Genomic DNA, 12988 nt, shown 5'->3' with positions numbered 1-12988 from the left:
TAGTCAACAGCGCGTAAATCAGGGACCGTTGGTGGATCGGGCGGGCTTGCTGCGGTTGGCCGCTGCGGTGCAGCGGCTGCGGGAGGCGTCGGTCCGGGCTGGGGGAGGTGAGGCGGCATGCGCGACGGCGGCGTCGACGACGGCCCCAGAGCCGGGAGCTGGACGCGGTGCGGGCGAGTCTTCCCGGGGCCCGTCGGCGGACGGCGGTGTACTGGCTGGCGGTGATGCTGCGTCGCAGCGAGTCCGTCGAGGGCCAGGGCGCGGACCCGGTGGTGCCGCTCGTGGAAACGGGCGGTGACCCGTGGCCGCGGTGATGCCCTGGGAACACACCGGGAGCAAGATCACAGTGCGGCACCGTGAGCGGCTGGCCGTGGTCTATGTCCGTCAGTCGACGCGGCAGCAGGTGGAAGGTCATCAGGAGTCCACGCGGTTGCAGTACGCGCTGGTCGACCGGGCGGTGACGCTGGGCTGGGAGGCGTCCCGCGTGCTGGTCATTGATGACGATCTGGGGAAGTCCGGGGCCCGTTCGGAGCATCGGGCGGGCTTTCAGCGCCTGGTCGCGGAGATCTCTCTCGGTCATGTCGGTCTGGTGCTGGGCACCGAGATGTCGCGTCTGGCACGCTCGGGGAAGGACTGGTATCAGCTTCTGGAACTGTCGGCGCTCGGCGGCGCGCTGCTGGCCGACACCGACGGCGTCTACGACCCGAGTGAGTACAACGACCGTCTGCTGTTGGGGCTGAAGGGAACGATGTCCGAGGCCGAACTCTATTTGATCAACCAGCGGATGCGGGCCGGCCGGGTGAACAAGGCCCGCCGGGGCGAGCTGGCGATCTCCCTGCCGATCGGCTACTGGCGGCGCCCGTCGGGTGAGGCCGTGCTCGATCCGGATGAACAGCTCCGGCATGTGGTGCGGCTGGTCTTCAGTAAGTTCGCGGAGATCGGTTCGATCCAGGGGGTGGTGCGGTTCCTGGTCGAGAACGGCATCGAGATGGGGGTGCGGCAGCGCAGTGGCCCGGACCGGGGCGAGATCGCGTGGAAGCGCCCGGCGCGGGCGACGGTGACCTGCATGCTCAACAGTCCGATCTATGCCGGGGTCTATGTCTATGGCCGCCGTCCGCTGGACCACACCGTCCCGCGTGATGCGCGGGGCGGCGCCCGGCGACGGACCGCCCGCCGGGAGGACTACCTGGCGTGGATCGAGGACGCCCTGCCCGCCTACATCACGCTGGCCCAGTACGAGGCCAACCTCGCGCGGCTGAAGGCGAACCGCCCGCACGGGGATGTGCCCGGCTCGGTCCGTTACGGTCCAGCCCTGCTGGCCGGACTGTTGCGCTGCGGCCGCTGCGGGAGGCGCATGACCGTCGGCTATCACGTCGACGCCGGGAAGCCGAGGATCAGCTACAACTGCACCGGCGCCCGCTCGGAGTGGGGCGGACCGCACTGCCAGCACGTCGTCGGACGCAGTCTGGACCCCTACGTCACCGAGCAGGTCCTAGCTCTCCTCGCGCCGGACGCGCTCGAGGTCCATGTCCAGGCCGTGACCCAGGCCCTGGCCGACCGCGCCGCCGTGGAGAAGGTCTGGCAGCAGCGCCGGGAACGCGCCCAGCAGGACGTGGACCGCGCCAGGCGCTCCTACCGCCTCGCCGAACCCGAGAACCGCCTGGTCACACGGCATCTGGAACACGAATGGGAAGTGGCACTGACCGCCCAGCGCGATCTCGAGGAGCAGTGGCGCCGCTTCCAGCGCCAGACCCCCGAACGCTTCACCGGCGAGGAACAGGACACCGTCCGGCAGGCCGCCGTGGACCTGCCCCGCCTCTGGGAGGCACCCGGCGTCACCCACGCCGACCGCAAGGAAGTCGTCCGTGCCGTCCTCGACGAGATCACCGTCACCGTCCGCGGTCACAGCGAACTCGTCGACCTCACCCTGCACTGGGCCGGCGGCTCGACCACCACAGCCGTCGTCCGCCGCCCGATCCAGTACTTCGAGCACCTCAGCTACTACCCCCGCCTCGAACAGCGCATCCTGCAACTCGCCGATACCGGCCTCAGCGCCGTGAAGATCGCCGATCAGCTCAACCGCGACGGCTTCCGCTCGGCACGCGGTGACGACCCCATCCGCCGACGCGTCGTGGCACAGATCCTTCAGCGCAACGGCAGACCACTGCCGCCCCAGACGGGGCCATGGCCGGCCGACCCGGCCGAAGCGCCCCGGGAACACGAGTGGTGGCTGGGCGACCTCGCCGCCCACCTCGGCTGCACCCTCGGCACCGTCCGCAAATGGATCACAGACGGGCACCTCACCGGACGACAGGAGACACGGCACCCCTACCGATGGATCATGAACGCCTCACCAGACAAGATCACCGAACTCGAAGAACGCCTCGCCAAGACGCGCGGGCGACGCACCCGCATCCACCCCCGCTTCGCCGAACTCCTCGACGAAGACAACTCATAGGCGCAGCCTGCTTGACGCATCGAAAACACCGTCCACTGGGTGCGCGATGTCGTCTTCGGCGAGGACAAATCCCAGGCCAGGACCCACAGTGCGCCCGCCGTACTGGCCGCCGTCCGCGACCTGATCCGCAGCACACTCCACCTGGCCGGATACGTCAACACCGCCGCCGGACGCAGAGCCCACACCGAACGCCACCGCGTCCTCGCCCTCTACGGCATCACATGATCAACCGGACATCCGAGGCAAACGCCGGGGCCCTGGCTCCGGGCCTACGTTGCCCCGGAGCCGGTGTCGCCCTACTTGCCTGTCAGTTCTACTTCACAATCCAGTGTCTGGGTGAACTCGCGACCACCCTGTCGGTAATCGAACCGGCAGTAGCGAGCGCTTTTACTCGGGAGACCCGTGATCTTTAGTCTCGCTAGGTAGTAGATGTCGCTCGATTTGTGCGGAGCCACCTTCACGGGTTTGTCGGAGTAGTCTCGAAGCTCCTCAAATCGCGGAGTAAACTTGCTGCCCTCCTTCACCAAGAGAGCCAGTCCTTCGGTGTCTTCAAGGCTGTATGCACCGTATTCCAGGACCTTCATCCCCTGGGGAACTTCCACGATTGATGCCTCGGTGATTTCGATCGGCTTGGCGGACTTGTTGGCGGGAACAGGAAGTGCGAACCACCACGTCTCCCCGACCTTCACATTTTCGCTTCCAACAATCCCGTTTTCCTGGGTGCCGCCTTCCAGTGCGGTTCCTTGGGGGCGCTGCCGCTCCTGGAAAGAACATGCTGTAGCGAGGAGCGCAGCTATCACGAAAGTGGCGAACCTACCAGGAATGGAAAACACCGGGCTTGCCGGAGACAGGGCCATTTTTACCCCAGATGTAGTGTCGATCCCGGGTCAGATCCCCGGCTGTTATGCGCTGCTTGTGCTCTCGGTCGAGCTGGGACGAGGCGCCGACTGCCAGTCCGTCCAGCGTCACCCCTTTCGTGAGAAGTACGCCTTGTCCGCGCGGAGTTTGACGGGGCGGCGCCGCCGTGGTTTTCGGCGGGGCCGGACGGCGGGTATGCCCGGATGAGCGGCTTGAGGGCGAGGCTGCCGTGCACGTTCGCGCCGGACACGGCGACGGCGAGCGGGATGCCCTGGGCGCGAACGTCGGTGGCAGATGCCGCCAGGCACAGGCGCTGGTCAGCGCGTGCGCCACTGCCGTGAACACGGCCCGCTCGTCACGCGGAGCGGTCCCACCACCTTGCGGACGAGCAGCGAACGGCGGCAGCAACGGGGCGGCCGGATCGCAGAGTTCATCAGGAACCAGGCGCTTCGATAGATCAGCACCCACGGCCGCCGTCATGCCGCACGAACGTCACGTCACGTGAGACGACCTCTAGGCCTTGATGGGTGCGGCCGACCTGGCGGCCTGTTCGATCTTCGCGCAGTAGGCCGCGCGGGCTTCCTCGTCGATCTGCTTCTCGTGTTCGGCGCGCAACCCGGTCCGGCCGTCGAGGCCCTCGCGCAGGATGTCGGCGTGTCCGGCATGCCGGATGGACTCGCCGAGGACATGGACCATGACGGCGAACAGGTTCGTGTTGGGATAAGGCTCCGGCCACCACGGCACGTGGCCGGGGGCGTCGAGGGCAAGCTCGTTGATCGTCGTGTCCGAGTGTTCCCACGTGCGCCGGTAGAACCCGATGATCTGATCGCGGGTCTCGTCCTCGGTCGCCCACAGATCGCTGCCGTTGGAGTGGTCCTGCCACCGGGGCAGCGGTTCTGGGGAAGGGCGGTCGAAGACCTCGCCGAAGTACCTGGCCTCGACGCCGGCCACGTGTTTGACCAGGCCGAGGAGGTTGGTCCCGGTCGCTGTCAAAGGTCGGCGGGCGTCGTATTCGGACAAGCCGTCGAGTTTCCAGAGCAGCGCCTTGCGGTTCCGCCGCAGTCTCCCGTGCAGGTCGTCTTTCGCGAATTCGTCGATCATGCGGCATGAGCCTGCCATGGGCTGCTCGTGGCCTCAAGATCCCGTACCTGGTCCCCAACGACTGGCAGAGCCGAGGCCTGGGCCGTGGCCGCCGCCCCGACCTGCTACAAGAAGCTCGCGAAACTACGACAGCCGGATGGACGACGACATCACCGTGCCGACGACTGAGCATCCGACGGCCTTGGTACGTACCCCTTGTCGAGTGCGCTCGGTACGACGAAATGCGAAGAAGGCGAACGGAGAGCGGGACGTGGTGAGGAAGCTGTCGCGTGGTGCCGCGCTGGCCGTGACTCTGGCTGTTCTGCCGCTGGTGGCGGCGTGCGGCGGTGGTGAGGACGACAAGGCCGCGGAGAGGGCGACGGATGAGTCCAGCCCCGTGGCGGCGGTCGTGGCGCCGGCCAAGGTCGAGGTGATCGCGCAGCTCACGGGCTGCGAGGTGAAGATCCGGACCGAGGCCGAGGAGCTTCGCGAGGGCGTCTGCCAGACCGCCGAAGGTGACTACCTGATCACCACCTTCCCCGAGGACGAGCTGAAGGAGGTCTGGCTGGAGGCCGCCGCCGTCTATGGGGGCAAGTACCTGGTCGGCCCCCGCTGGGCCATCTCAGCCAAGCCCAAGGTGCTCGAACCGCTGCGGGTCAAGGTCGGCGGGACGATCCAGGACGTCAGCGTCTACAAGTGAACCCGGTGGCGCGTGACCTCGGGTGTTCTTGCCCGCAGGCATGCGCGGAGTCCCCGGACCTACCATGGAGCCATGGCCCTCGAACTCTTCGCAGGCATTCCCGTCGCCGATTACGCGGCGGCACTGGTCTGGTACGAGCGGCTGTTCGGTTCCCTGCCGGCGTTCTTCCCGAACGACACGGAAGCCGTGTGGGAACTCGCGGAGCACCGGTACGTCTACGTCGAGCATCTGCCGGAGCGCGCGGGCCACGCCCTGCACACCCTCTTCGTCGACGACCTGGACACCCGCGTCGCCGGGATCGCCGACCGGGGCCTGAAACCCGCGGTTCGGGAGACCTACTCCAACGGCGTACGCAAGGTGACGTACCGCGATCCGGACGGGAACGAGATCGGGTTCGGCGGCGCCCCGCTCTGACCCGACCGCCCTTCAACTCATTGCGGCCGCCCCGCTGTTGCCGCCTCGTAGTCGGTGATCACGTACATCGCCTCGTCGTCGATCGCGTTCTCCTCCCAGTCCAGGGATACGCGGGTCGGGTGGCCGTCGGCCGCGTAGTCGACGTCCACCGTGTCGGCGTCGTCGTTCCGGGCGTCCCGCGCCTCCGCCAACAGGTCGCCGATCGTGGGCACTTCGTCGGGGAACTGCTTCACGACACGCCGCCCGCTCCCGTCGAGGCCGACGGCCTTCGTCACCTTGCCGTCCTCGACGGTCACTTCGAAGGTGCCGATCAGGGCGCGTTCGCCCTCGCTCGATTCGAGTGTGTAGGTGTAGGCGGAGGGTTCCCACCAGTCGGTCGTCGGCGACGCCTCCGCGGTCGTCGACTCCTCTGCGCACCCGGAGATCATCCACGCCAACGACCCGAGCAGCGCAACGCGGAGCGGAGCGGCTCGGCGGACCCGTACGGCAGCTGTTGTCAGCACAGTGGCTCCCTTCTGAGACGGCTACCACTGAGACGCGCGACGGGGCAGCGACGTTCGCCGTCATCTGACGGGAGGAGGCCGGCCCCCGTACAACGCATGAACCCCACTCCGTGAAGCATGGAGTGGGGTTCATGAACTGGAGCGCCGGGCAGGCCTTGCACCTGCATTTCCCCGCAGGAAGCGGGGCGTCTTTCCTTGGACCACCAACGCATTGAGGGCTGACCGGATTTCCGGTGAGCGGCTCGTGATCAACTATACCGGATTTTCGGGGGTTCGGCTCACAGCAACTCCGCCTGGGGCGCGTAATCCACCCTGAGGTACTTGGCGTTGCGCTCGCCGTAGGCCTTCCGCAGGATCGGTTCGGCGGTGCCGGGGTCGTCGACGCCGATGTGGACGTGGCCGCTGCCGTCGAGGCCGACCTCGCGCAGGCTGAAGGTGCCGTCCCAGCGGTTCATGTCGTCGCTGATGCGGTCGACGAGGGCGCCGAGGTCCTTCTCGTTGATGTCGCGGTCGTGGAGACGAACGGTCACGCCCTTCTCGGCGGTGTCGCAGACGGCGGTGTCGAAGGCCTCGGAGGGGATGCGGTAGATGTCCGTGGCCGCCGCGTCCTCGTCGACGACCAGGCCGGTGAAGACGTCGGAGTAGCGGCCGTAAGCCAGCTTGTCGACGTATCCGAGGGTTCGTTCCAGCGGGGTGTCCTCCGGGGCGCCGTACCCGGCGAGGCTGCCCTTCGGCTGTTCGCCGTGGCAGGTCCGCGTGGGGGTCGACACGTCCCCCACGGTCTGCGCGTCGGCCGTCGATCCCTGGATCCCGCCGAGCGCCACGACGATGCCCACCACGGCCGCGCCTGTGCCCGCCCTGGCTCGTACGCCCTTGCGCATGTGCCCCACCCCGTCCCATCGCTCAGGCCCTGCATGGCTCTGCACGGCCCCGATCGGTACTTCGACGCGGGAGAGGGCGGAAACGTTCGGGGGCGGCGGCCGCACCGGCCCGGAGGCGGTCCTCCGGGCCAGTGCGGCCGGGAACCTCAGTACCCCACTCTGAACGTCGCGTCCGCGCGCTCCGTCGCCGTCGAGATCGGGTCGATCCGCAGCGCGTACCCGCTGTGTCTGATGTAGCGGGTCGAGTTGTTGTACGAGCGGAACGACGACCACGTGGAGTCGGCGAGGCCGGCAGTGCGGACGAAGGTGGCGTCGGCGGCGAAGGCCGAGGTGCCGTCGTTCTCGTCGAGGCGGAGGTTGTAGCTGTAGTGGCGGAGATAGCGGGTCGGGTAGTTGACCGACTGGAAGGAGACGGCCGACGAGTCCGCGAGGCCCGGGACCAGCTTCCACTGGGAGTCGGGGAACGGGTCGAAGGGGTACTCGTCGATCCGGCCCGCGAAGCCGCTGTGCCGGACGTAACGGGCCGGGTAGTTGTAGGACTTGAGGCGGTTCCAGGTGGGGGCGCCCCACTTGGTGAGGAGGTTGCTGTACTCGGTCGAGGTGATCGGGTGGATGCCGCAGTGCTTGGAGTTGAGCGGCTGGGTGTAGAGCTTCTGGTCCAGGGCCGTCCAGGTGCCGGAGGCGAGGTCGCTGGACTGCCAGACGTAGAAGACGCCGTTGGGGGTGTAGGTGTCGCCCCAGAGGTACCAGTTGCCGGCCGTCAGGGACTTCACCACCGTCGGGGCCTCTGTGCCGCCGTGCGCGGCCGCCGTGCTGAACGGTGTGAAGCTGCCCGGCGTCAGGGTGGTGGAGCGGGCGCCGACCAGGGTCTGGTCCCTCTTGTAGTAGAGGTAGTTGACGCCGTTCACACCGATCGTGAGGTTGCCGTCGATGACGTCGTAGCCGGGGTCGAAGAAGACCTGGGGGTTCGACGTCGTGACGAAGTCGGTCGTGTAGCTGACCATGATGACGTTGTGGCCGCTGCTGTTCACCGAGGAGTAGAGGATGCCGTACTGGCCGCGCGCGGCGTCCCAGTAGGCCTCCGGCGCCCAGCTGTGCGTGGTGGTCATGTCGTGCAGCTTCAGCAGGCGGTAGCCGGTGAAGGTGCGCAGGTCGGTGGAGTCCCAGACGTGGATGTTGACGCTGGTGCGGGTCCAGTCGGTGCCGCTGAGGTCCGTGGCCAGGACGACGAAGGTGCCGTCCTGCTTGCGCATCACGAAGGGGTCGCGCAGGCCGCCGGCGCCGAGGGTCGGGGTGACCACGGGGGCGTTCTGGTTCAGTGGGGTCCAGTTCAGCCCGTCCTGGCTGACGGCCAGGTGCAGGCCGTAGTTGGCCTCCAGCATGGTGTTGGACTCGGTGAAGTAGACCATCGCGTACGCCGAGTCGGCGGCGTGGGCGGTGCCGGCGCCGAGGGTCAGTACGCCGGTCGCGGCCAGGGGTGCGGTCGCCGCCATGCCGAGGAAGAGGCGGCGGGAGGGACCGGCGGGGAGGGGACCGTCGGTCACGTCAGGCTCCACTTCTGGTTGTTCTGGCCGTTGCAGGCCCACAGGACGAGCTTCGTGCCGTTGGCGGTGGCCGCTCCGTACGCGTCCAGGCAGAGCCCGGCGTTGACGTTGGTGATCGTGCCGTCGCTGTTGACGTTCCACTTCTGGTTGTTCTGGCCGTTGCAGTCCCAGATGACGACCCGGGTGCCGTTGACGGTGCCCTGTCCGTAGGCGTCGAGGCACTTGTTGCCGTAGATGACCAGTTCCTTGCGGGTGCTGTTGTACTGCCAGACCTGGTTCTGGCCGCCGGAGCAGGCCCACAGCTGGGCGTCGGTGCCGTTGCCGATGGTGTTGTTGTTGATGTCCGCGCACCGGCCGGAGGCGGTACCCGTGATGACCGTGCCGTTCTTGCCGGCCAGCGGTCGTACGACGATGCCTTCGAGGGTGGGGGCGCCGGAGAAGGAGATCGTGTTGGCGCTGCCCTGCTTGAGGGACATGGCGACGGAGATGTTGCCGGGGGACGAGCCGGTCGGCGGGAAGGAGACCTTGGTGGAGGTCTGGCCGTTGACCGTGAGGGTGCCGACGCGGGCGGTGGACGTGTTGTTGGTGTAGGAGACGTCGACCGTCTTCAGGCCGCTGCTGTCGGCGACCACGCCGGAGAAGCTCGCCGTGCCGGTGTACGTGCTCGCGGCCTGCTCGGTGCCGCCCTTGACCGTGAGCATCACCGAGCCGCCCGCCGGGACGCTGGTGGTGTAACTCGTGCCGGGCGTACCGACGTTCGACAGCGTCCACAGGTCACGGACCGTCGCGGCGGCGTTCGTCAGACCGAGGTCGGACCAGCGGACGGTCATGTTCTGCGTGGTGGACGTGCGGTTGAGGAGGACGACCGCGCGGTTACCGCTGCCGGAGAGGACCTTGCCGTACACCTGGAGGCCGGAGGTGTCCTCGGCGACCTTGACGCCCTGGAGGCCGCGCGGGTCCTGGTCGACGGCGATGACCTCGGGATTGGTGAGGGTGTTCGTCGTCTCCGTGGTGAGAGTGGTGAGGTCGAGGCCGGTGAGCAGCGGGGCGCCGGAGATCGCCCACAGGTTCATGTGGCTGCGGGTCTGGGCCGCGGTCAGGCCGTTCATCCCGGCGACCATCATGTCGGGGTCGTTGTAGTAGCCGGTGTGCTGGGCCGTGGGGTGGATGTTGCGGTCGAAGGCCGTGAGGACGTTGCTGTACGACGGGGTGCCGCCGTGGAAGAAGATGTCCGTGTTCGTCCGCCACATCGGGCCCATGCCCGGGGCCCAGTTCCACGGGTTGGACTTGCCCCAGTTGCACAGGGAGAGGGCGAGCGGGCGGCCGGTCGTCGCGGTGGCCTTCGCCGTGGCGTCGCTGATCGCCTGGTACGTCGTCTTCGGGTCGAGGCCCTCGGCGTCACCGCCGCACCAGTCGACCTTCACGAAGTCGAAGCCCCACTGGGAGAACTGGAGCATGTCCTGGTCGTAGTGGCCCTCGCTGCCACTGCCGGGCGCGGCGGGGCGGCCGGTGGGGAAGTAGTAGCCGCAGCCGTCCTTGCCGGCGTCGGTGTAGATGCCCGCCTTCAGGCCCTTGCTGTGGATGTAGTCGGCGATGGCCTTCATGCCGCCGGGCCACTCGGCCTCGTCGATCGTGATGTTGCCCGCGCTGTCGCGGGTGCCCTGCCACCAGCCCTCGTCGATGTTGATGTAGTCGTAGCCGGCCTGGGGCAGCCCGGCCGCGACGAACGCGTCGACCTGCTGCTTGATCACGTTGTAGTCCACCTTCGCGGCGAAGGCGTTCCAGGAGGCCCAGCCCATGGGGGCTTCGGGGACGGCTATCTGGCGGTCCGTCACGGCTACGGGGGCCGCGTCGAGTGCGGTGACGGGCGCCGGCGCCTGGTTCGGCTGCGCGAAGAGCAGTGCGGCTGTCGCGGCGGTCGCCAGGGCGAGGGCGCGTACGGCGGCGGTTCTGCGACCGCGTCTGAAGCCTTCGTGGTTGGCGCGGGGAGGGGCGGACATGCGGCTCTCCTTCGATGGACACCGGGGGTCGATATCTCGAACAAGGATCGGCTCGCCGAACGTATCGGCTGGCCGAAAATAGAGCCGCCAGAGGTGGAAGTCAACGGGTGTGACAGGAGTGGTTTCCGCGGTGGGGCCGTGATGCGGTGACACCAGGTCCGTTGGGCGAGGACGCCGGCCCCGTGAGCACACCGGCCCGGTGACGCGACGACACCGGTTCCGAAACGCGACGACGCCGAGCCCGGGGGAGGGCTCGGCGTCGTCGCGTTTCGGCGGCCGGTCCCACCTGGGGCGCGTCACCGAGTATGTGTTTCCTGCGCTACTTCGTGGCTGTCGAGCCGGTGTTTGGGCAGTCGAAGCTCAGGTGGCCCCCTGCACCTCGGCCACGGTCACCGGAGCATCGGTGACCGTCTGGCAGTGCACGCACATCCGTACGGGGCGCCGCCTGCCGCACAGACCACTGTCGGACTCCTCCCCAGGTTCTTGGGCCTCCTCCATCACGCCACCGCCCCGGCGCCGATCACATACTGGTCGAGGTCGATGCCGAAGTCCGCGGCGAGTACCAAGGTGAAACGACGCCGGGCCTGCCGGGCGCATTCCTGCTCGGTGGCGAGCACGTAGGGTCGGACCGTGACGGTTGCGGCGCCGTCGAAGGGCGGTGTGTTCGGCCCGTACGGGGAGCGGTGGGTCGGAAGCCGGGGTGTGTCCTCGCGGGGCAGCGCCGGACCCGGGTCGAGAGCGGAAACAGGCGGGCGCGTGCTTGCTCGGCGCCTGCCGGTGCCGGGTACCAACACGCTCAGCACCTGGCGCATCAACGCGTGGATAATGCCCATCGTCATCAGTTCCTCTTTGTCTTGCTGGTGGCCACGCCCCCGGACCGGCAGCACGGTCGCGGGGGTCTTCTCCTGTCGGCTGACCGTATCTCAACGTGGTACGTCCTGGTACGTCCTTGCACGTGACATCTCGGCCTATGCTGCTCCAGGTCGGCCTTTTACGCTCCAAGCCATGATCGATATTGACCGGGAGAGCATCACTCCGATGTACGTGCAGCTCGCATCCGTACTGCGCGAGCGTATCCAGCGCGGAGAGATTCCGGTGGGCCGCCGTATCCCCTCCCACTATGAGCTGGAGCAGGAGACGGGTGGTGTGGTCAGTCGTCGCACCATCAAGTCCGCTATCGAAGTTCTCCAAGCAGAAGGGATTGTTCGGGGAGTCCAGGGCAAAGGCGTGTTCGTCATCGCGAAACCCGACACGACCCAGCCCGCCGACGCATCCGAGGGGGACGAGTCCGCCCCTGCGCGCGATTCGTGAGCGTCGCCCTCGCTGGTACGTGGACCTCACCCGACCAGGTCTCGGCCGTCGCTGAGGCAGATGCCTGACGCCGCCTCAGCACCCCTCGGAGCAGAAGGCTCTGATTCGACGTGCATGTGCCCGCCCTCGACGCCGACCGACCATGAAGCGGGCGTCCGAGGCGGACGCACACAGGGGTGCCCTCAGGCTCTGACGTCGGAGTGCACCGGGGAGGGTGGGCGAACCCCGGTCAGTTCTTCCGCGCGCCGGCGCAGCAGCGGGGCCAGCTCCGTGTACCAGCCCCGGCCGACCGCCTGGAGCATCTCGGCCAGGGCGATCTGCTCGCCGATCCGGCCGACTTCACCCGATCCGGCGGCCTCCTTCGCCAGGTCCAGCAGTTCGGGGACGGTGAAGGCCCCGTGCTGGAATCCCGACCAGGTGGCCACGCCGTATCCGCTGATCCTGCCCGCCGCGGCGAACTCCTCCAGTGCGGCGAACACCTCACGGAGCCGCCCATGCAGGTCCGCGCGGTCGAGGCGCGAGCGCTCGGGGTTGTGGACGAACACGAGGTCCGCCCGGCCGAGTGCGGACAGTGAGCGGTCCGTCTGCCAGTGGATGAAGGGGGAATGGAGGCTGTGGCCGACGGCCACCTCGTCCGGAGTCAGGAAGCCGGCTTCTGCCGCCGCTTCGCCCTCCGCCCTGGTGAAGAACCCGGTCTTCGTCGCGACCATGGCCTGCGGGTGGTCGGCGATGACGGAGGCGAGCAGCTGGTGGGCGTCCGCGTAGACGGCACACGGCTGGCTGAGGAACGCGGTGCGCGCTACGTGCGGCTCGGCCGTCTTGACCTGGCGGAAAAGACCCTCGAACGGGCGTTGGATCAGAGTGAGCTGGCCTCCGGACACTCGTACCGCCGACGGGCCGCGGTGCTGGTCGACCTGGCCGTGATCGGGGCCAGGCATCGTGATCCGGACCAGGTGGTGGCGCACGCCCGTGAAGCGCTGGACCTGGCCCGCGCATCCTCGTCCGGGTACGTCGTCCGTAGACTCCAAACCCTGGGCGACGAGTTGGGTCCCCTCGGCCGGGACCACCGTGTGGCGGAGCTGGGCGCGGAGATCGCCGCGCTGAGGACACCGTGATGAGAGGGGCTGGCATGTCGCAGACCGAAGGCGCACGACTGTTCCGGGAGGCCTGGATCACGGGGGTGCACCAGCACTTCCCCGGTGAGCCGAAGGCAAGCTATGTGACCTCGTGGGACGACAC

Annotated in this window: 15 protein-coding genes and 1 pseudogene; 7 read left to right on the top strand and 9 right to left on the bottom strand. The window is 68.0% G+C overall.

The features are described 5' to 3' along the window. Positions 1-167: 167 nt before the first annotated feature. The 3 genes and pseudogenes from I8N67_RS29950 to I8N67_RS29940 all read left to right on the top strand — a co-directional run. A complete protein-coding gene (locus I8N67_RS29950; RefSeq protein ID WP_200307357.1) occupies positions 168-314 on the top strand; it encodes a hypothetical protein in 147 nt (48 codons plus the stop codon). Continuing rightward, positions 302-2458 carry a recombinase family protein gene (locus I8N67_RS29945; protein WP_200307356.1) on the top strand — a complete coding sequence of 719 codons (2157 nt, stop codon included), beginning with the start codon at positions 302-304 and terminating at the stop codon, positions 2456-2458. Before I8N67_RS29950 ends, I8N67_RS29945 begins: the two co-directional genes overlap by 13 nt. A gap of 18 nt (positions 2459-2476) precedes the next feature. Next, positions 2477-2683, top strand: a pseudogene (locus tag I8N67_RS29940) (ISAs1 family transposase); the annotation flags it as partial. 71 nt (positions 2684-2754) lie between these two features. Here the strand turns inward: I8N67_RS29940 and I8N67_RS29935 are convergent. After that, positions 2755-3315: a hypothetical protein gene (locus tag I8N67_RS29935; protein ID WP_200307355.1), complete on the bottom strand. Its 561-nt coding sequence runs from the start codon at positions 3313-3315 to the stop codon at positions 2755-2757. Positions 3316-3829: 514 nt separating this feature from the next. Further along, entirely contained in the window at positions 3830-4417 is a 588-nt protein-coding gene (locus tag I8N67_RS29930; protein ID WP_200307354.1) for a DinB family protein, read from the bottom strand. Between the two features lie 250 nt (positions 4418-4667). Here I8N67_RS29930 and I8N67_RS29925 point away from each other — a divergent pair, with 250 nt between their 5' ends. Further along, positions 4668-5096 carry a hypothetical protein gene (locus tag I8N67_RS29925; RefSeq protein WP_200307353.1) on the top strand — a complete coding sequence of 143 codons (429 nt, stop codon included), beginning with the start codon at positions 4668-4670 and terminating at the stop codon, positions 5094-5096. A 72-nt stretch (positions 5097-5168) separates the two neighbouring features. Further along, positions 5169-5510 carry a VOC family protein gene (locus tag I8N67_RS29920; protein ID WP_200307352.1) on the top strand — a complete coding sequence of 114 codons (342 nt, stop codon included), beginning with the start codon at positions 5169-5171 and terminating at the stop codon, positions 5508-5510. Between the two features lie 17 nt (positions 5511-5527). Here the strand turns inward: I8N67_RS29920 and I8N67_RS29915 are convergent, their stop codons facing one another. From I8N67_RS29915 to I8N67_RS29890, 6 genes are all read right to left on the bottom strand, one after another. After that, positions 5528-6013 (bottom strand): DUF6174 domain-containing protein, encoded by a 486-nt coding sequence (locus I8N67_RS29915; RefSeq protein WP_307835413.1) that lies wholly within the window; start codon positions 6011-6013, stop codon positions 5528-5530. A 278-nt stretch (positions 6014-6291) separates the two neighbouring features. After that, a complete protein-coding gene (locus I8N67_RS29910) occupies positions 6292-6894 on the bottom strand; it encodes a hypothetical protein (protein ID WP_200307351.1) in 603 nt (200 codons plus the stop codon). A gap of 146 nt (positions 6895-7040) precedes the next feature. Continuing rightward, the gene (locus tag I8N67_RS29905) at positions 7041-8387 is read right to left on the bottom strand and encodes a glycoside hydrolase family 43 protein (RefSeq protein WP_200307390.1); all 1347 of its coding nucleotides are present in this window, start codon (positions 8385-8387) and stop codon (positions 7041-7043) included. Between the two features lie 47 nt (positions 8388-8434). Beyond that, positions 8435-10438, bottom strand: a complete 2004-nt coding sequence (locus I8N67_RS29900) for an RICIN domain-containing protein (protein ID WP_200307350.1) — start codon at positions 10436-10438, stop codon at positions 8435-8437. Positions 10439-10798: 360 nt separating this feature from the next. Then, positions 10799-10936 (bottom strand): hypothetical protein, encoded by a 138-nt coding sequence (locus I8N67_RS29895; RefSeq protein ID WP_200307349.1) that lies wholly within the window; start codon positions 10934-10936, stop codon positions 10799-10801. Next, a complete protein-coding gene (locus I8N67_RS29890) occupies positions 10936-11277 on the bottom strand; it encodes a hypothetical protein (RefSeq protein ID WP_307835412.1) in 342 nt (113 codons plus the stop codon). The genes I8N67_RS29895 and I8N67_RS29890 overlap by 1 nt, the downstream gene beginning before the upstream one ends. Positions 11278-11443: 166 nt before the next feature. Between I8N67_RS29890 and I8N67_RS29885 the strand changes: the two genes are divergently transcribed. Next, on the top strand, positions 11444-11749 hold the full coding sequence (locus tag I8N67_RS29885) for a GntR family transcriptional regulator (protein ID WP_200307348.1): 306 nt from the start codon (positions 11444-11446) through the stop codon (positions 11747-11749). Positions 11750-11931: 182 nt separating this feature from the next. Here the strand turns inward: I8N67_RS29885 and I8N67_RS29880 are convergent, their stop codons facing one another. Then, positions 11932-12630: an aldo/keto reductase gene (locus tag I8N67_RS29880; RefSeq protein WP_307835411.1), complete on the bottom strand. Its 699-nt coding sequence runs from the start codon at positions 12628-12630 to the stop codon at positions 11932-11934. On the opposite strand from I8N67_RS29880, the gene I8N67_RS29875 reads away from it, so the two are divergent. Next, positions 12601-12864 carry a tetratricopeptide repeat protein gene (locus I8N67_RS29875; protein WP_200307397.1) on the top strand — a complete coding sequence of 88 codons (264 nt, stop codon included), beginning with the start codon at positions 12601-12603 and terminating at the stop codon, positions 12862-12864. The genes I8N67_RS29880 and I8N67_RS29875 overlap by 30 nt on opposite strands. Positions 12865-12988 lie beyond the last annotated feature (124 nt).

The organism is Streptomyces adelaidensis (assembly GCF_016598475.1).
GTDB lineage: Bacteria > Actinomycetota > Actinomycetes > Streptomycetales > Streptomycetaceae > Streptomyces > Streptomyces adelaidensis.
Note: the sequence above shows the minus strand (reverse complement) of the source record. Positions and strands in the feature narration are given on the sequence as shown.